We start from the raw sequence: 16,819 nt of genomic DNA, 5'->3' as shown, positions 1-16,819 counted from the left end.
GGTTTGCGCCCGGGGCGGCGGCCGCCCCGCACGAAAATATTACTCGTCAGTACACCGGGAGGCTTCCCGCTGAGCAAGCGCTTTGAACTGTGACCTTGCCAACGCTGAGTAACCGGGATTCCTCAGTCCCTCAGAGCGTTGAAGCGGCCGTGGTGGTACAGGAGCGGCCGCCCCTCGCGGGCGGTGGCGTCGCCGCCGGTCACCTCGGCGACCACGATGCGGTGGTCCCCGGCCGGGACGCGGCCGACGACGCGGCACACCAGCCAGGCGAGGGCGCCGTCGAGCAGGGGCACGCCCTCGGGTCCGGTGGTCCAGCGCGTGGGCGGGGCGAAGCGGTCGGCGCCGCTGCGGGCGAAGGTGGCGGCAAGCTCGCTCTGGTCCTCGCCGAGGAGGTGGACACCGACATGGCTCGCCGCGGCGACGGCGGGCCAGCTCGACGAACCGGTGCCTATGCCGAACGAGATCAGCGGCGGTTCGGCGGAGACCGAGGTGAGGGAGCTGGCGGTGAACCCCACCGGCCTGGCGCCGGGGGCGGTGATCACGGCGACACCGGCGGCGTGCCGCCGGAAGGCGGCGCGGAGCAGATCGGGCCCGGCGGGGGCCGGGGCCGCCGCCTGCGTACCGGCGCGGAGATCGTGGGTGACCGTCATGGAGTTGTCCTTCTGCGGGAGGTGCGTGCGCGGGGCTGGGGTCCTTGGCTGCTCAGACACCCGGACAGAGCGCGCTCGCTTGACGGGCGAGATCGACGTGGACCCGCCCGTGGAGAAGGAGTTCGTACGGCACGGCGCCAGCCTGACGACGCGCGGCGGTCCCCGTCAAGGCCGCACGGGCAGATGCGATCAGCGTCACGGCCGGTCAGCGGGGGTTTCGAGGGCCCGGCCGAGCGCGGCGATCACATCCGCCGTGCGCGGCTGTCCCGCGGCGCGGCGGACGATCCGGCCGGCCGCGTCGAGGACGAGGACGGTGGGCGTGGCGGTGATGCCGAGGTCCCGGACGAGGGACAGGTTCCGCTCGGCGTCGATCTCGACGTGGGTGACGCCGCCGACCATGCCCGCCACCTCCGCGAGGGTGCGGCGGGTGGCGCGGCAGGGCTGGCAGAAGGCGGTGGAGAAGTGCACGAGGGTGGCCCGCTCCCCCAGCTCGGCGCCCAGGTCGCCGGGGCGGAGAGCCCGTCCGTTCCGTTCTTCCTCGTCGTCCCGCACCGCTGCCGCCCCTCTTCTCTCCCTCGACGGCCGGTCGTGTGACCGGCGATCCGTCCCGCCCCTACAGCGTCGTACGGGCCCGTGGTGATTCCCCGGCGAGGGGCACGCAGCGGTGACGTGATGAGTATCTCGCCGATTTCCGGCCGTTCAGGGACGTTCGGACTGGCCTGTACGCGGTATATGGGGCAGCATCGGGCCAAGCCGCATACCTACGGCTGCGTAACTTCCGCCGGGAGGACCCTCCCCAGGCAGACGAAAGAAGGGTGTTCTCCAGATGGCAGAACTCGTCTATCGGCCGGTCATCGGCGCCGCGCTCACGATGTTCAAGGCGCTCGACCTCAAGATCGACATTCAGGGTTCGGAGAACGTCCCGCGCACCGGTGGCGCGGTGCTGGTCAGCAATCACATCAGCTATCTCGACTTCATCTTCACCGGTCTCGCCGCCCGGCCGCAGAAGCGGCTGGTGCGGTTCATGGCGAAGGACTCGGTGTTCCGCCACAAGATCTCCGGCCCGCTGATGCGGGGCATGAAGCACATCCCGGTGGACCGCACGCAGGGCGAGGCGGCCTACCGACACGCGCTGGACTCGCTGCGCTCCGGGGAGGTCATCGGGGTGTTCCCCGAGGCCACGATCTCCCAGTCGTTCACGCTCAAGAGCTTCAAGTCGGGCGCGGCGCGGCTGGCGCAGGAGGCCGGGGTGCCGCTGATCCCGATGGCGCTGTGGGGCACGCAGCGGCTGTGGACCAAGGGCCGTCCCCGCAATTTCAGGCGCAGCCACATCCCGGTGACGATCCGGGTGGGCGAGCCGGTGGAGGCGCCGACGGACCAGTACGCCGGGGCGATCACGCGGCGGCTGCGCGAGCGTGTGCAGGAGCTGCTGGAGGCCGCCCAGCGGGCGTACCCGGTGCGGCCCAAGGACGCGGAGGACACCTGGTGGGTGCCGGCGCACCTGGGCGGTACGGCGCCGACCGCGGCGGAGCTGCGCTGACCTGCCGTACGGCGGTCCGCTGAGCCGCGCGCCGACGTCCCGGACGGCGGGTTCGCGGCGCACGGCGCCGGGCGCGCGTCCCACGGGGCGCGCGCCCGTTCGCGGTGGCGGCTCAGGCGGGGGCGTGGACGGTGACGCGGGCGCCGGGGCTGAGCTTCTCCAGCGACTCGGCCAGCTCCGCGCCCGCCGCCTCCAGTTCGGCGCGGCTCATCGGGGCGAGGCTCTCCAGCAGGAACAGCGCGTTCACGGACGTGTCGGTGAGCCGGGTGCGGGTGCCCTGGCGCCAGTTCCAGCGGCGGCAGGTGACGCCCTCGTCGTCGCGCCAGACGACCTCGCCCGGCTCGGGGTGCTCCACGACGTCCGCGCCTGCGGCGGCGGTGGCGAACGGCTCGTCGCCCACGGCCCGTACGAGGCTCATCCCGCCCCGGATGTGGTCCGCGTCCTCCCCGCCGACCGGGATCAGGTGGGCGACGCTGACGGCGTTGTACGCGTCCACCAGCCGGTTGACGCGCGGCAGGCCCCCGTCGGCGAGGGCGCGCCGGGCGAGGGCCTCGGCGGAGTTGCGCGTACGGGACGGCTTGGCGCCGAACGCCGTGTAGGCGGCCCGCCAGGCGGCCATGTGCGGGTCCTCGTGCGGGGCGCGGCCGTCGAGACGCTCGGCGAGGCGGCGCGCGGCGTCGTCCAGGAGCGCGCCGCTCGCGGTGTCGCTGGGCCCGTTGACCAGGCCGCGCGCCTCGACCGCGAGGTACGTGAAGCCGGGCACGAGGAGGCGCACGTCGTCGTGGACGGTGAGCGTGAGGTTCATGTTCCGCCGTTCGGTTCCGCGAGCAGGTCTTCCGGGTGTGACCTCGGTACTCCATACAGTACCGCGCAGTCCATCGCGCTGCACCAACGTTCTCGCGCGGTGACCCACGCCACCCCTGACGCACATCCTCGGATCCGATGGCCCCGGCGCTCCGCTAGCACTGCCTCGGTCACCGCCGTACGCCCCGTCTGAGCCCCGGTGTCCGGCATGGCCCGTGACATGACGCGCGAAGTCCCGCCCGCCTGGTGGTACCGGCGGACGGGACTTCGCGAGGGCTGTCCCTAGCGGGACATCTCCTCCTTGAGGGCGAGGAGGAACGCGTCCACGTCGTCCTCCGTCGTGTCGAACGAGCACATCCAGCGGACGTCCCCCGCCGCCTCGTCCCAGAAGTAGAAGCGGAAGCGCTTCTGAAGGCGCAGGCTCACCTCGTGCGGGAGGCGCGCGAAGACGGCGTTGGCCTGCACCGGGTACAGGATCTCCACGCCGTCCACGGCCCGGACGCCCTCGGCGAGGCGCTGGGCCATCGCGTTGGCGTGCCGGGCGCTGCGCAGCCACAGGTCCTTGGCGAGCAGCGCCTCGAACTGCACGGAGACGAACCGCATCTTGGAGGCGAGCTGCATGGACATCTTGCGCAGGTGCTTCATGTGGCGGCCGGCCTCGGGGTCGAGGACGACGACCGCCTCGCCGAAGAGCATGCCGTTCTTGGTGCCGCCGAGCGTCAGGACGTCCACGCCGACGGCGTTGGTGAACGTGCGCATCGGCACGTTCAGCGACGCGGCCGCGTTGGCCAGCCGGGCGCCGTCGACATGGACCTTCATGCCCAGGCCGTGGGCGTGGTCGACGATGGCCCGGATCTCGTCCGGCGTGTAGACCGTGCCCAGCTCGGTGTTCTGGGCGAGCGAGACGACCTGCGGCATGGCCCGGTGCTCGTCGTCCCAGCCGAACGCCTGCCGGTCGATCAGCTCGGGCGTGAGCTTGCCGTCCGGTGTGGGCACGGTGAGCAGCTTGAGGCCGGCCATCCGCTCGGGCGCGCCGCCCTCGTCCACGTTGATGTGGGCCGACTCGGCGCAGATCACCGCGCCCCAGCGGTCCGCCAGGGCCTGGAGCGCCGTGACGTTGGCGCCGGTGCCGTTGAACACCGGGAACGCCTCGGCGGTCGGGCCGAAGTGGCTGTGGATCACCCGCTGGAGGTGGTCGGTGTAGTCGTCCTCTCCGTAGGAGATCTGGTGGCCTCCGTTGGCGAGGGCCAGCGCGGCGAGGACCTCGGGGTGCGCTCCCGCGTAGTTGTCGCTGGCGAAGCCCCGTACCGACGGGTCGTGGTGACGACGGGCGTCGGTACGGGTGGGGAACGCCGGGGTCACGGCTTGGGGGTCAGCCACAGGCGCTGTCCATTCACTTCCTGGGCGGGCCGGTCCCAGACGCCGGCGATGGCGTCGGCCAGGTCCTTGACGTCGGTGAAGCCCGCGAACTTCGCATTCGGGCGCTCGGCGCGCATCGCGTCGTGCACCAGTGCCTTGATCACCAGGATGGCAGCAGCGGCGTTCGGCCCGTCCTCGCCCCCCGCCTTGCGGAAGGAGTCGCCGAGCGCGAGGGTCCACGCCTCGGCGGCGGACTTGGCGGCGGCGTACGCGGCGTTGCCCTCGGTCGGGTTGCTCGCGCCGGACTGGCTGACCAGCACGTACCGGCCGCGGTCGCTGCGGCCGAGCGCCCCGTGGAAGGCGAGGGAGGTGTGCTGGACGGTGCGGACGAGCAGCTTTTCCAGCACCTCCCAGTCGGCGAGGTCGGTGCCCGCGAAGGTCTTGCCGCCGCGCCAGCCGCCGACGAGGTGGACCAGGCCGTCGATCCGGCCGAACTCCTTCTCGGTCCTGTCGGCCCAGTCGCGGGTCGCGGCCAGGTCGAGCAGGTCCACCGTCTCGCCGCTGACGGTGGCGCCGCCGTGGGCGAAGCGGGCGGCGTCGACGGCCTCGGCGAGGCGCCCCGGGTCGGCGTCGGCGCCGACGACCGTCGCGCCCGCCTCGGCGAGCCGCAGCAGGGCCGCGCGGCCCGCGGGGCCGGCCGCTCCGGCGACCGCGATGACGGCGCCGTCCAGCGGTCCGCCGTTGCCGTTGCTGGTCATGGTGTTCGTCTCCTCCGTCTGCGTACCAGGCGTACCGCTCGTACCGGGCGTGCCCGGTGTCCCGGGTGTCCCGGCCGTACCGGTCGTACCCGCGGTGTGCCGCTCGCTCACGCGGCGGCCTTCTCGACGTCCTCGGCGGTGATGCCCTTGGTGGAGGCGATCACGGACTTCAGCTTCTTCGAGAGGGCCTCGTAGAACATGCTCAGCGGAAACTCGTCCGGGAGCACGTCGTCCACGAGCTTGCGCGGCGGCTGGGAGACGTCCAGCGCGTCCGGGCCCTTGGCCCAGCGGGAGCCGGGGTGCGGGGCGAGGTAGGTGGAGACGAAGTCGTACGCGGCGAACCAGTGGACCAGCTTGGGGCGGTCGATGCCGTCGCGGTACAGCTTCTCGATCTCGGCGCACAGCTGGTTGGTGACCTCGGGGGCCCGCTGCCAGTCGATGTGCAGGGTGTTGTCGGTCCAGCGCACCACGTCGTGCTTGTGGAGGTACGCGAACATCAGCTGGCCGCCCAGGCCGTCGTAGTTGCGCACGCGGTCGCCGGTGACCGGGAAGCGGAACATCCGGTCGAACAGCACGGCGTACTGCACGTCACGGCCGTGCCGGTTGCCCTCGGCCTCCAGGCGGACGGCCTCCTTGAAGGCGGTGAGGTCGCAGCGCAGCTCCTCCAGGCCGTACATCCAGAACGGCTGGCGCTGCTTGATCATGAACGGGTCGAACGGCAGGTCGCCGTGGCTGTGGGCGCGGTCGTGGACCATGTCCCACAGGACGAACGCCTCCTGGCAGCGCTGCTGGTCGCCGAGCATCTCCTGGATGTCGGCGGGCAGCTCGACGCCGAGGACCTCGACGGCGGCCTCGGTGACGCGGCGGAAGCGGGCGGCCTCGCGGTCGCAGAAGATGCCGCCCCAGGTGAAGCGCTCGGGGGCCTCGCGGACGGCGACGGTCTCGGGGAACAGGACCGCCGAGTTCGTGTCGTAGCCCGAGGTGAAGTCCTCGAAGGTGATGCCGCAGAAGAGCGGGTTGTCGTACCGGGTGGCCTCCAGGTCGGCGAGCCATTCCGGCCACACCATGCGCAGGACGACGGCCTCCAGGTTGCGGTCCGGGTTGCCGTTCTGCGTGTACATGGGGAACACCACGAGGTGCTGGCGGCCGTCCACGCGCTCGGCGGCGGGGTGGAACGTCATCAGCGAGTCGAGGAAGTCCGGCACGCCGTAGCCGCCGTCAGCCCATTTGCGCAGGTCCGCGACGAGCGCCCGGTGATAGTCGGCGCCGTGCGGCAGCAGCGGGGAGAGCCGCTCGACGGCCGCGACGATCCGGTCGAGCACGGCGTCGGCGTCCGTGCGGGCCGGGGCGCCCTCGGCGTCGAAGTCGATCGAGCCGTCGGCGGACTGCCAGACGCGGATCTCCTCCACGGCATTCTTGAGCTGCGGCCATGCGGGGTGATCCACCACCCGGACATCGGTGGACAGCTCGCCACCGACTGCATCCTGCACAAGAATTTCCGTCATCTCACTTCCTCCACAGGAGAACCTCGCGTAAAGGCACCGTATCCATCTGCGGTTCTTCACCACAAGGGGGCCTGGTGGAAATTATCCTGCGCCACCCCCGTGCTCACCGCCGTTTTTCCCGTCCCTCGACGTCGGGACGGTCACATCCCGCACTCTCCGCGATCCCCGCACCCGGCACTGTGTAACGGGCACCGCTGAGGGAACCCGCGTGGCTGGATTCTGCCGTGGCAGGTGTGAATCCTGGACGAACAGCGACGGACGGCTACGACAGTGACGGACTGGGACAACTGGGACGGTCATCTATGAGCAATGGATTCCTCGGACCCGAGGGCTTCGGCCCCGACCCGTTCAGTGAGTTTCTGGCCCGCCTGTTCGGGGGCACCCCGGCCTCCTCGGCGACCCGGCGCGGCCCCCGGTACATCGACATCGCGCGCATGATGAGCGAACCGGCCCGCCGCATGGTGGACGACGCCGCCACGTACGCCGCCGAGCACGGCAGCGCGGACCTGGAGACCGAGCACCTGCTGCGCGCCGCGCTCGACACCGAGCCGACGCGGGACCTGGTCGTCCGGGCCGGAGCCGACCCCGACGAGCTGGCGGCCGAGATCGACCGCACCGCCGGGGAGGGCCCGCCGCAGGCCCGCATCGCCGTCACCCCGGCCGTGAAGCGCGCCCTGCTCGACGCCCACGACCTGGCCCGGCACATCGGCGCCTCCTACATCGGGCCCGAGCACGTCCTCGCCGCCCTGGCCGCGAACCCCGACTCGGCGGCCGGGCGCATCCTGCGGGCCGCCCGGTTCGACCCGGGGTCCGTGCCCGGCCCGCCGGGCCCCTCGCACCTCAGGCCCGCCCAGCGCGGCGGTTCGTCGGGGGGCTGGGAGAACACGGCCGCCGACCAGCGCCCGGCTCCGCAGCGCGGCACGCCGACCCTCGACAAGTACGGGCGCGACCTCACCGACGTCGCCCGCGCGGGCCGCATCGACCCGGTCATCGGCCGTGAGCAGGAGATCGAGCAGACCGTCGAGGTCCTGTCCCGGCGCGGCAAGAACAACCCGGTCCTCGTCGGCGACGCGGGCGTCGGCAAGACCGCCGTCGTGGAGGGCCTCGCCCAGCGCATCGCCGACGGGGACGTGCCCGACACGCTCGCCGGGCGGCGGGTCGTCGCCCTCGACATGACCGGCGTCGTCGCGGGGACCCGCTACCGGGGCGACTTCGAGGAGCGGATGAACGCCATCATCGAGGAGGTCCGCGACCACTCCGGCGAGCTGGTCCTCTTCATCGACGAACTGCACACGGTCGTCGGCGCGGGCGGCGGCGGAGGCGGCTCCGAGGGCGGCTCCATGGACGCGGGCAACATCCTCAAGCCCGCCCTCGCCCGCGGCGAACTGCACGTGATCGGCGCGACCACGCTGGAGGAGTACCGGCGTTACGTCGAGAAGGACGCCGCCCTGGCCCGCCGCTTCCAGCCCATCCTCGTCCCCGAGCCGAGCCCCGAGGACGCCCTGGAGATCCTGCGCGGGCTGCGCGACCGGTACGAGGCGCACCACCAGGTCCGCTACACCGACGACGCCCTGCGCGCCGCCGTCGAACTGTCCGACCGGTACCTCACCGAGCGGTTCCTGCCCGACAAGGCCATCGACCTGATCGACCAGGCGGGCGCCCGGGTGCGGCTGCGCGCCCGCTCCCAGGACACCGACGTCCGGGCCCTGGAGCGCGAGGTGGAGCAGCTGGTCCGCGACAAGGACCAGGCGGTCGCCGCCGAGCAGTACGAGCGGGCCACGGAGCTGCGGGACCGCGTCCAGGAGATCCAGGACCGCATCAAGGCGGGCCGCGGCGAGCCCGTCATGCGCGACGACCGGGTCCTGGAGGTCACCGCCGAGGACATCGCGCAGGTCGTCAGCCGTCAGACCGGCATCCCCGTCAGCCGCCTCACCCAGGAGGAGAAGGAACGGCTCCTCGGCCTGGAGCAGCACCTGCGGGAACGGGTCATCGGCCAGGACGAGGCCGTCGCCGCCGTCTCGGAGGCGGTCCTGCGCTCCCGCGCGGGGCTCGCCGACCCGCGCCGCCCCATCGGCAGCTTCCTGTTCCTCGGCCCGACCGGCGTCGGCAAGACCGAGCTGGCCCGCGCGCTGGCCGACGCCCTGTTCGGCAGCGAGGAGCGCATGGTGCGGCTCGACATGAGCGAGTTCCAGGAGCGGCACACCGTCAGCCGACTCGTCGGCGCCCCGCCCGGATACGTCGGGCACGAGGAGGCCGGGCAGCTCACCGAGGCGGTGCGCAGGCACCCGTACTCGCTGCTGCTCCTGGACGAGGTGGAGAAGGCCCACCCGGACGTCTTCAACATCCTGCTCCAGGTGCTGGACGACGGGCGGCTCACCGACGCACAGGGCCGCACGGTCGACTTCAAGAACACGGTCATCGTGATGACCAGCAACCTCGGCTCCGAGGCCATCGGCACCGGCCGGGGCGTGCTCGGCTTCGGCGCGGAGACGGCGGGCGACGAACAGGCCGCCCGCGACCGGATGCTGCGCCCGCTGCGCGAGCACTTCCGGCCCGAGTTCCTCAACCGCATCGACGAGATCGTCATCTTCCGCCGCCTCGCCGAGACGCAGCTGCGGCAGATCACCGACCTGCTGCTGGAGGACACCCGCCGCCGCATGCGCGCCCAGCACGTGGGCGTGGACTTCACCCCGGACGCCGTGGACTGGCTGGCGCGGCGGGGTTACGAGCCGGAGTACGGCGCCCGTCCGCTGCGCCGCACCATCCAGCGCGAGGTGGACAACGAGTTGTCGCGCCTCCTGCTGGACGGGCGGCTCGCCGCGGGCGGCCGGGTCCGGGTGGACGTGGCCGACGGGCGGCTGGACTTCCGTACGGAGCCGGGCGCCGGTCCTGACACGGCGCCCGAACCGGCCGGGGGGATCAGCCCAGTTCCTTGACCAGCAGCTCGAAGCGGAGGTCGTCGCGGCGCGGCACGCCGAATCGCTCGTCGCCGTAGGGGAACGGGGTCATCCGTCCCGTACGGCGGTAGCCGCGCCGCTCGTACCAGGCGATCAGCTCGTCCCGTACGGAAATCACCGTCATGTGCATCTCGCGGGCGCCCCACTCCTCGCGGGCCATGCGCTCCGCCTCGGCGAGCACGCGCCGCCCGAGCCCGCCGCCCTGGAGGCCGGGCCGCACGGCGAACATGCCGAAGTACGCGGCGTCCCCGCGCCGTTCCAGCTGGCAGCAGGCGACCAGCTCGCCGTCCCGCTCGACGGCGACGAGCCTGGAGCCGGGCGTGGTGATGACCTCGCGGACGCCGTCCGGGTCGGTCCGCCGCCCGTCCAGGATGTCCGCCTCCGTAGTCCACCCGGCGCGGCTGGCGTCGCCCCGGTACGCCGACTCCACGAGGGCGACGAGCGCGGGCACGTCCGCCTCCACGGCGTCGCGGTAGGTCTCCGTCGCGTCCCGGAACGGTGCGGTGTCCATCGTGAGCGTTCTCCCCTCGCGTGCGATCGTCCCCGACCCTAACGCGCGCTCGTCCCGGCATCGCCGTCGGCGTCACGGCATCGCCGCCAGCATCACGAGCATGGCGACCGCCATCACCACCCGGCACCCGGCGACCGCCTCCGGCGCGGCGCCCGGGCCTCTTGCCGGGCCTTCGCCGGGCCGCCCGCCGGGGCCTTTGCCCGGGCCTTTGCCCGGCCGCCTGGTGAGGTCCGGCGCAGATGCCGGGGCGGGGGCGGGGACAGCCGGGGGTGCGGGGGCCGGGATCGCCGTCGCCGCGGGGAGAGGGGCGGCTGTCGGTACGGGGGCCCGGGCAAGTCGGGCGCCCGCGCGAAGTGCCCACACCGCCTGGTACGCGAGCAGCGCACCGGTCAGCAGGGGCACCCCGCCACCCCCGTGCGCCCCGTGCGCCCCCTGGACCGCGCCACCGGTCGGCAGCGCCATGTACACCATGGTCAGCGAACCGACCAGGTGGTGGACGTGGTGCCCGCGCGGCCCGCCGCCCCGCAGCTTCCACACGGCCCGCGCCGCCTCCCCGCCGAACACCGCCGCGTACACCGCCCACCACCACCCGGGCGGCGCGAACACCGCCGGGGGCAGGCCCATCACCGCCATGCCGAGGCCCATCACCGCCTCGCGTCCGGCCCCCTCGCAACGGCGCCGCCGCGCCAGGCAGTACAGCCCGGTCACCCCGCACAGCGCCACCAGCAGCCACCCCGCCACGACGGGAGGATGCCCACGGGGCGCGGCGCGCACGCGGCAGCGGGCCGGTCGCGCACGGTTGTCGGCGCCGTGCGCGGACGGGCGAAATCACCGCCCGCTTACCGATCCGGGCCGTGGCGTGCGTCACTTCCGTCTTCGCCTCTGTCTATGAGCGGTGCCGCGCTCATAGGCTGAGACCATGTGGGTCTCCCTCGCGCTGCTCGCGCTCGGCGTGCTGGTCGCCGTCGTGGCCCCGCGTCTGCTCGCGCGGGCCGACTGGCCGGAGCGTGAGCCGATCGTCGCCCTGTGGGTGTGGCAGTGCGTCGTCGCCGCGGTGCTGCTGAGCTTCGCGCTGTCGATGACGTTCAGCGCGGCGGCCGCCTGGCACGAGGTGCGCGGCCGGGTGTTCGCGTCGGCGCCCGCCGGGGTCGTGGAGGCGTACGCGCTGGGGGCGCTCGGCCCGTGGTCGGCGACGCTCGCGGTGCTGCTGGCGTGCGGCGGGCTGTGGACCGGGGCGATGCTCACCCGCGAAGTACGGGACTCCCGCGCGCGGCGGCGGCGCCAGCGCGCCGAACTGCTGGTGCGGGTGCCGCAGTTGCCGGGCGAGGAGCCCGCTCCGGGGCCGCTGGTGCTGCTGGAGGGCGACCGGCCCGGCGCCTGGTGGCTGCCGGGTGCGCGGCCGCGGCTGATCATCACGACGGCGGCGCTGCGGCGGCTGAAGGGGCGCCAGCTGGACGCGGTGCTCGCCCATGAGCAGGGGCACGCGCGGGCGCGGCACGACTGGCTGCTGTACTGCGCGGCGGCGCTGGCGTCCGGTTTCCCCGGCGTCCCGGTGTTCGCGGCGTTCCGCGCGGAGATGCACCGGCTGGTGGAGCTGGCGGCGGACGACTCGGCGTCCAAGCGGTTCGGGCGGCTGACGATCGCGCTGGCGCTGGTCGGGCTGAACGAGGACCGTGGCGTGTTCGGGCCCTGCCCGACGCCCCACGCGGAGGTGCCGCGGCGGGTGACGCGCCTGCTGACGGCCGAGCCCCGGCTCACCCCCGGACGGCGCCTGCGCCTGACGGCCGCGGCCGCCCTGGTCCCGGCGGTGCCGCTGCTGGTGGCTCTGGCGCCGGGGCTGAGCGCGCTGGGCTGAGCGCCGGGGAGGCGGAGAGGGGCCGGCCGCGGGTCCGGGCGGCTCGTGGCGCGAGGGGCAGATCCGGCCGTACCGGGCCCGAGCCCGGGCCGACGGTGTCGTGGGCGGTCTGGTCGGGCGTTCTTCGGGCAGGATCTTCACATGCATCCCCCCACAAACCCCCCATCTCGCGCCCGTATCCCCCTCCTGCGTGCCGTGGCCATGGGCTGTGGTGTCGCCGCGCTGGCCCTGCTGGTGCTCGTCGCCGTCTCGTGGGCGCCGTTGCTCGCGTTCGACCGGGCGGTCGTGGAGGAGCTGCATCCGACGGCGGTGCGCCGACCCGCCCTGACGGAGGGCGTACGGGTGCTCTCCGACTGGGTGTGGGACCCCGTGACCCTGCGCGTCCTGCTGGCTCTGGCGGCGCTGGCGCTCTGGCGCACCGGGCAGACGGGGCCCGCGGGGCTGCTGGTGGTGGTGGGCCTGGTGGCGGCCGGGGCGCAGCACGCGGCTAAGGCGCTGGTGGGGCGGGACCGGCCCCGGTGGTCGGACCCGGTGGACTCGGCGCAGTTCGCGGCGTTCCCGTCCGGGCACGCCATGACGGCGGCCGTCGTGTGCGGGCTGCTGTGGTGGGCGGTCGCGCGCACGGCCCGGCGCGCGCTGGCGCGGCCGGTGCTGGCGGTGGGCGTGGTGTCGACCGTCGGGGTGGGCCTGACGCGGGTCTACCTGGGGGTGCACTGGCCGTCGGACGTACTGGGCGGCTGGCTGCTGGGCGCGTGCCTGGTGGCGGCGGCGGTCGTGGCGTACGAACGGAGGACGGCACGACCGGAACGGACGGCGCCCCTGACGGCACGCGCGGGGCGCTGAAGGACGGCGGTCCTGGAGGGCCGGGAACCCGCCGAGGACGGTACGCCGGGCGACACCGCGCGCTGACGCGTCCCCTGCCGTCCGCCGGGCGATCACCCATTCGAATTGAGTACCAGCGCTCAGGCGGGCCTTCCCGAGGCGCTCGTAGCGTCCAGCCCATGCACACAGACCACGCCGCCCACGGCCCGGCGCGCCGGGCGGGCATCACCGCGGTGGCCTCCTGCCTGCCCGCGCGCGAAGTGACGTCCCGGCAGTTGCAGGAGCGGATCACCGCCGCCTCCGGGCTGTCCCTGCCCGCGCGTACGCTGGAACGGGCCACCGGCATCGTCTCGCGCCGGGCGGCAGCGGAGGACGAGTACGCCTCCACGCTCGCCGTGCGGGCCGCTCGCACCGCGCTGGACCGGGCCCGGCTCGCCCCCTACGACGTGGACCTGCTGGTGTTCGCCTCCGCCACACGGGACGTGGTGGAACCGGCGACCGCGCACATCGTCCAGGCGGAGCTGGGCTCACGGGCGCACGCGCTGGACGTGACCAACGCCTGCAACAGCTTCGTTAACGGCATCGACACGGCCCGCACGATGATCCTCGCCGGACGCGCCCGCCGCGCCCTGGTCGTCACCGGGGAGACCCCGAGCCGCGCGGTGCGGCACGACCCGTCCGGCCCCGAGCAGCTGCGGGACGGGTTCGCGGGCTACACCTTCGGCGACGCCGGGGCCGCGGTCGTGCTGGAGGCGGTGGACCGGGGCGGCATCCTCGACGTGGACACCGAGACCCACTCCGAGCACTGGTCGGTGGGGGGCATCTTCGGCGGCGGTTCGCGCCATCCGCGTGGGGACGAGCACACGTACTTCCACGGCGACGGACGCGAGCTGCGGGAGGTGTTCGAGAAGGTCGGCACGTCGGTGCTCGACCGGATGCGGCAGCGCACGGGCCTGGCGTGGGGCGACTTCCGGCACATCTTGGTGCACCAGGTCACCGTGCCGTACCTGGAGCGGTTCGTGGAGCTCACCGGGGTGCCCCGCGACCGGCTCGTCGTCACCGTGCCCACGCTCGGGAACATGGCAAGCGCCACGATCGGCGTGCAGCTCGACCGGGTCCACGAGGACCTGCGGCCCGGCGACCGGGTCCTGTTCGTGGGCCTGGGCGGCGGCGTGAGCATCATGACGATGGTCTGGGAGAAGGCGTGAGCGCCCTGTGGGTGGTGGTGCCCGCGCACCAGGAGGCCGCCCGCATCGGCGCCACGCTGGACGCGCTCGCCGCCCAGCGCGACCACGACTTCACCCTCGTCGTCGTGGACAACGCCTCCGCCGACGCCACCGCCGCCATCGCGCGTGACTTCGCCGACCGGGCCCCCTTCCCGTGCACGTGCTGGACGAGCCGGAGAAGGGCGTGGGCTGCGCGGTGGACACCGGTTTCCGGTACGCGATCGAGCGCGGCGCGACGCTGCTGGCCCGCACCGACGCCGACTGCCTGCCGTACCCCGGCTGGACGGCCGCCGCCCGCGCCGCCCTGCTGCGCGGCGCGGGCCTGGTGTGCGGGCGCATCGACGCGCGCCGCGACGAGCACGGGCCGCTCGGCCGGGCCGCGTTCCGCGCGCTGGTCCGGATCGCCGCGTTCTTCGGGCGGATACGCCCCGCCCACCACCGCCGCCACGGCTACCTCGCCCCCTACCGGATGCACGCCGGGAACAACATGGCCGTCACCGCCGCCCTGTACGAGGCCGTAGGCGGGATGCCGCGCCGCCCCTCCCCCACCGACCGGCTGTTCCTGAACCGGGTGCGCCGCCACACCACCGCCATCGTCCACGCCCGCGACATGGTCGTGGAGAACTCCACCCGCCGACTGAGCGCCTACGGCCTGGTCGGCACCGCCCGCTGGTACCTCGACAAGGGGCCGGGCCGTCACGGGGAGGACCCGCGCTGATGCTCGACGCCCTCGCCCACACGCTGCGGCGCCATCCCGAGCGGCCCGCCGTCCTCGGTGCCACCCGCACCGGGGCCGTACGCGCCAAGGCCACCTGCGGGGAGCTGGCCGACCTCGCCGACCGCTACGCCGCTGCCCTCCACGCGCGGGGCGTCGCGCCCGGCGGCACGGTCGGTGTCGCCGTACGGCCCGGGCCCCGCGCCCTCGCGGTGATGCTCGCCGTGCACCGGCTGGGCGCGCGGGCGGCAGTGCTCGATCCCGGTGCAGGGCCTGACGTGCTGCGCGCCCGGCTCGCCCTGGCCCGCCCCGGTCTCGTACTGGCCGACGCCACCGCGCAGGCGGTCGCCGGGTGGGCGCGGCCGCTCGCCCGCCGGGCCCGCCTGGCCCTGCCCGACCTCGCCGATCTGGGCCCGGTCGCCACGGTCGGGCGCCGGCTGCCCGGCTGCGCCCCGGGCCTGGACACCCGTTCACGGGCCACGGCCCTGCCGCGCCCCGTGAACGGGGACGGCGACGCGGTCATCGTGTTCACCTCGGGCACCACCTCGCGGCCCCGCGCCGTGGTGCACACCCGTTCCTCGCTGGCCGCCGGCATGGCGACGGTGGCGGAGCTGGTGCGGCCGGAGGCCGGGCGGCCCGTCCTCGGCGGGACCTTCTTCGTCCTCGTACCGTCCCTCGCGAGCGGGGCGCCGGTCGCGCTGCCCGCCCGCTCCGTGCCGGTGCTGCGCCGTCAGCTGCGCCATCTCGCCCCGCACGCCACCTATCTGACGCCGCCGCAGCTCAGAAGGCTGCTGGCGGAGGGCGGCCGGTTCACCGGGCGGGTGTGGACCGGGTCGGCCCCGGCGAGCGCCGAGCTGCTGACCCGCGTGAAGCGGGCGGGCGCGGACGAGGCGTGGGGCGTGTACGCGCTGACCGAGCTGTTCCCGGCCGCGGCGGTCGAGCAGGCCGACAAGGCCGCGTTCACCGGAGACGGGGATCTGGTCGGGGCGCCGCTGCCGGGCGTGGCGGCCAGGACCGACGCGTCGGGTGAGCTGCTGCTGTCCGGCCCCGCCGCACGCCACCGCTACCTGGGCGACGACCCGGACCCGTGGGTCGCCACCGGTGACCGGGCACGCCTCGACGGCGGCAGGATCGTGCTGGAGGGCCGCCGCAAGGACATGATCCTGCGCCGCGCCGAGAACATCTACCCCGGTCTGTACGAGCCCGCGCTGCACGTGCCGGGCGTCGAACTGGCCCTGCTCGTGGGCGTACCGGCCGGTGACGGCGACGAACGCCTGGTCGCCGTCGTCCAGCCGGGTCCCCGGGCGGACCGTGCCGCGCTGCGGGCGGCGCTGGCCGGGCCGCTGCGGCGCATGGGCGCCGCCCGGCCGGACGCGGTGCTGCTGGCGGACATCCCGCTGTCGGGCCGGTCCCTGAAGCCCGACCGTGCCGCGACCGCGCGTCTCGCGGAACGGCGCCTCGCGGAACGGCGCCTCGCGGAGGCGGACCCGCGATGACCGCGCCGGACGGGACGCCGCCGCTGTGGGCCGTGGCACCCGCGTACAACGAGGAGGCGGGCCTCGGCGCCACCCTGGCGGCGCTCGCCGCCCAGGCCGACACGGACTTCGCGCCGGCCGTCGTGGACTGGATCGCCGCGGCACGCCGGGAGTTCGCGCGCGGCACGGAGACGGCCTGCCGCCGCAGCCTGCCACGCCGCGACGAGTCGCCGTCGCTCCCGGAGCGGTATCTGCTCCCCGCGGTCGTCGGGGCGACCGCCCTGTACGGGCGCTGCCGCGCCGCACACCGGCACCCGCGCTTCCAGGCGCCGTACGTGCTGTGCCACGGCCACGACCTCGCCCTCACGGCCGCGCTGCACCTGCGCTGCGGGGGCACGTCCCGCGCCCCGCTGGAGGGGCCGCCCAAGGACGTCGCGCTCCTCGACCGGGGGCGCGAGCACAGCCACCGGACCTCCCGCGCCGGGCGCATGGTGGTGCACGCGAGCCTGCGCCGACTGCGGGCCTGGGGCGCCCGCCGCACCCTCCTGTGGTGCTGGGACCGCCGCTACCGCCCCGCCGGCTCCGAGGAGGTGCATGTCCGTTGACCGGCCGACCCGAAACAGGTTCGTGTCCGTCGGCCGC

17 protein-coding genes and 1 pseudogene are annotated in these 16,819 nt (G+C 74.3%); 9 read left to right on the top strand and 9 right to left on the bottom strand.

Going from position 1 to position 16,819, the window contains the following annotated elements; genetic code table 11:
- Positions 1–122: 122 nt before the first annotated feature.
- From J116_RS25900 to J116_RS25895, 3 genes are all read right to left on the bottom strand, one after another.
- Positions 123–650, bottom strand: a complete 528-nt coding sequence (locus J116_RS25900) for a flavin reductase family protein (protein WP_023589992.1) — start codon at positions 648–650, stop codon at positions 123–125.
- A gap of 52 nt (positions 651–702) precedes the next feature.
- A complete protein-coding gene (locus J116_RS31550; protein ID WP_361983050.1) occupies positions 703–783 on the bottom strand; it encodes a putative leader peptide in 81 nt (26 codons plus the stop codon).
- Between the two features lie 62 nt (positions 784–845).
- Entirely contained in the window at positions 846–1,202 is a 357-nt protein-coding gene (locus tag J116_RS25895) for a TlpA family protein disulfide reductase (RefSeq protein ID WP_023589990.1), read from the bottom strand.
- Between the two features lie 274 nt (positions 1,203–1,476).
- Between J116_RS25895 and J116_RS25890 the strand changes: the two genes are divergently transcribed.
- On the top strand, positions 1,477–2,190 hold the full coding sequence (locus J116_RS25890) for a lysophospholipid acyltransferase family protein (protein WP_023589989.1): 714 nt from the start codon (positions 1,477–1,479) through the stop codon (positions 2,188–2,190).
- Positions 2,191–2,302: 112 nt separating this feature from the next.
- Here J116_RS25890 and J116_RS25885 read toward each other — a convergent pair whose 3' ends face one another.
- The 4 genes from J116_RS25885 to J116_RS25870 all read right to left on the bottom strand — a co-directional run bounded on the left by J116_RS25885 (position 2,303) and on the right by J116_RS25870 (position 6,616).
- Entirely contained in the window at positions 2,303–2,995 is a 693-nt protein-coding gene (locus J116_RS25885) for a B3/B4 domain-containing protein (RefSeq protein WP_023589988.1), read from the bottom strand.
- A gap of 281 nt (positions 2,996–3,276) precedes the next feature.
- A complete protein-coding gene (locus tag J116_RS25880; protein WP_023589987.1) occupies positions 3,277–4,356 on the bottom strand; it encodes a threonine aldolase family protein in 1,080 nt (359 codons plus the stop codon).
- Positions 4,353–5,111 carry an SDR family NAD(P)-dependent oxidoreductase gene (locus tag J116_RS25875; protein WP_023589986.1) on the bottom strand — a complete coding sequence of 253 codons (759 nt, stop codon included), beginning with the start codon at positions 5,109–5,111 and terminating at the stop codon, positions 4,353–4,355. The genes J116_RS25880 and J116_RS25875 overlap by 4 nt, the downstream gene beginning before the upstream one ends.
- Before the next feature lie 107 nt (positions 5,112–5,218).
- Positions 5,219–6,616 (bottom strand): DUF6421 family protein, encoded by a 1,398-nt coding sequence (locus tag J116_RS25870; RefSeq protein ID WP_023589985.1) that lies wholly within the window; start codon positions 6,614–6,616, stop codon positions 5,219–5,221.
- Positions 6,617–6,918: 302 nt separating this feature from the next.
- Between J116_RS25870 and J116_RS25865 the strand changes: the two genes are divergently transcribed.
- Positions 6,919–9,552: an ATP-dependent Clp protease ATP-binding subunit gene (locus J116_RS25865; protein WP_023589984.1), complete on the top strand. Its 2,634-nt coding sequence runs from the start codon at positions 6,919–6,921 to the stop codon at positions 9,550–9,552.
- Here the strand turns inward: J116_RS25865 and J116_RS25860 are convergent.
- Positions 9,536–10,084: a GNAT family N-acetyltransferase gene (locus J116_RS25860; RefSeq protein ID WP_023589983.1), complete on the bottom strand. Its 549-nt coding sequence runs from the start codon at positions 10,082–10,084 to the stop codon at positions 9,536–9,538. The genes J116_RS25865 and J116_RS25860 overlap by 17 nt on opposite strands.
- A gap of 72 nt (positions 10,085–10,156) precedes the next feature.
- Positions 10,157–10,825, bottom strand: coding sequence for a DUF5134 domain-containing protein (locus tag J116_RS25855; protein ID WP_028964532.1), 669 nt, complete (start codon positions 10,823–10,825; stop codon positions 10,157–10,159).
- 178 nt (positions 10,826–11,003) lie between these two features.
- Here J116_RS25855 and J116_RS25850 point away from each other — a divergent pair, with 178 nt between their 5' ends.
- The 7 genes and pseudogenes from J116_RS25850 to J116_RS25825 all read left to right on the top strand — a co-directional run bounded on the left by J116_RS25850 (position 11,004) and on the right by J116_RS25825 (position 16,782).
- Complete coding sequence (locus J116_RS25850) at positions 11,004–11,939, top strand: M56 family metallopeptidase (protein WP_023589981.1); 936 nt, start codon at positions 11,004–11,006, stop codon at positions 11,937–11,939.
- 201 nt (positions 11,940–12,140) lie between these two features.
- Positions 12,141–12,782 (top strand): phosphatase PAP2 family protein, encoded by a 642-nt coding sequence (locus J116_RS25845; RefSeq protein ID WP_023589980.1) that lies wholly within the window; start codon positions 12,141–12,143, stop codon positions 12,780–12,782.
- Positions 12,783–12,940: 158 nt separating this feature from the next.
- Positions 12,941–13,969, top strand: coding sequence for a 3-oxoacyl-ACP synthase III family protein (locus J116_RS25840; protein ID WP_023589979.1), 1,029 nt, complete (start codon positions 12,941–12,943; stop codon positions 13,967–13,969).
- Positions 13,966–14,091, top strand: a pseudogene (locus J116_RS31100) (glycosyltransferase); the annotation flags it as partial. The gene J116_RS25840 and the pseudogene J116_RS31100, both read left to right, overlap by 4 nt.
- A gap of 56 nt (positions 14,092–14,147) precedes the next feature.
- Positions 14,148–14,705, top strand: a complete 558-nt coding sequence (locus J116_RS25835) for a glycosyltransferase family protein (RefSeq protein WP_235617386.1) — start codon at positions 14,148–14,150, stop codon at positions 14,703–14,705.
- Positions 14,705–16,198 (top strand): class I adenylate-forming enzyme family protein, encoded by a 1,494-nt coding sequence (locus tag J116_RS25830; protein WP_051203617.1) that lies wholly within the window; start codon positions 14,705–14,707, stop codon positions 16,196–16,198. Before J116_RS25835 ends, J116_RS25830 begins: the two co-directional genes overlap by 1 nt.
- Complete coding sequence (locus tag J116_RS25825) at positions 16,195–16,782, top strand: hypothetical protein (protein WP_023589977.1); 588 nt, start codon at positions 16,195–16,197, stop codon at positions 16,780–16,782. The genes J116_RS25830 and J116_RS25825 overlap by 4 nt, the downstream gene beginning before the upstream one ends.
- The last annotated feature ends 37 nt before the right edge of the window (positions 16,783–16,819 follow it).

This window comes from Streptomyces thermolilacinus SPC6 (genome assembly GCF_000478605.2).
Classification (GTDB): domain Bacteria; phylum Actinomycetota; class Actinomycetes; order Streptomycetales; family Streptomycetaceae; genus Streptomyces; species Streptomyces thermolilacinus.
The sequence above is the reverse complement of the archived record's forward strand: the minus strand, read 5'-3'. Positions and strand labels throughout refer to the sequence as shown.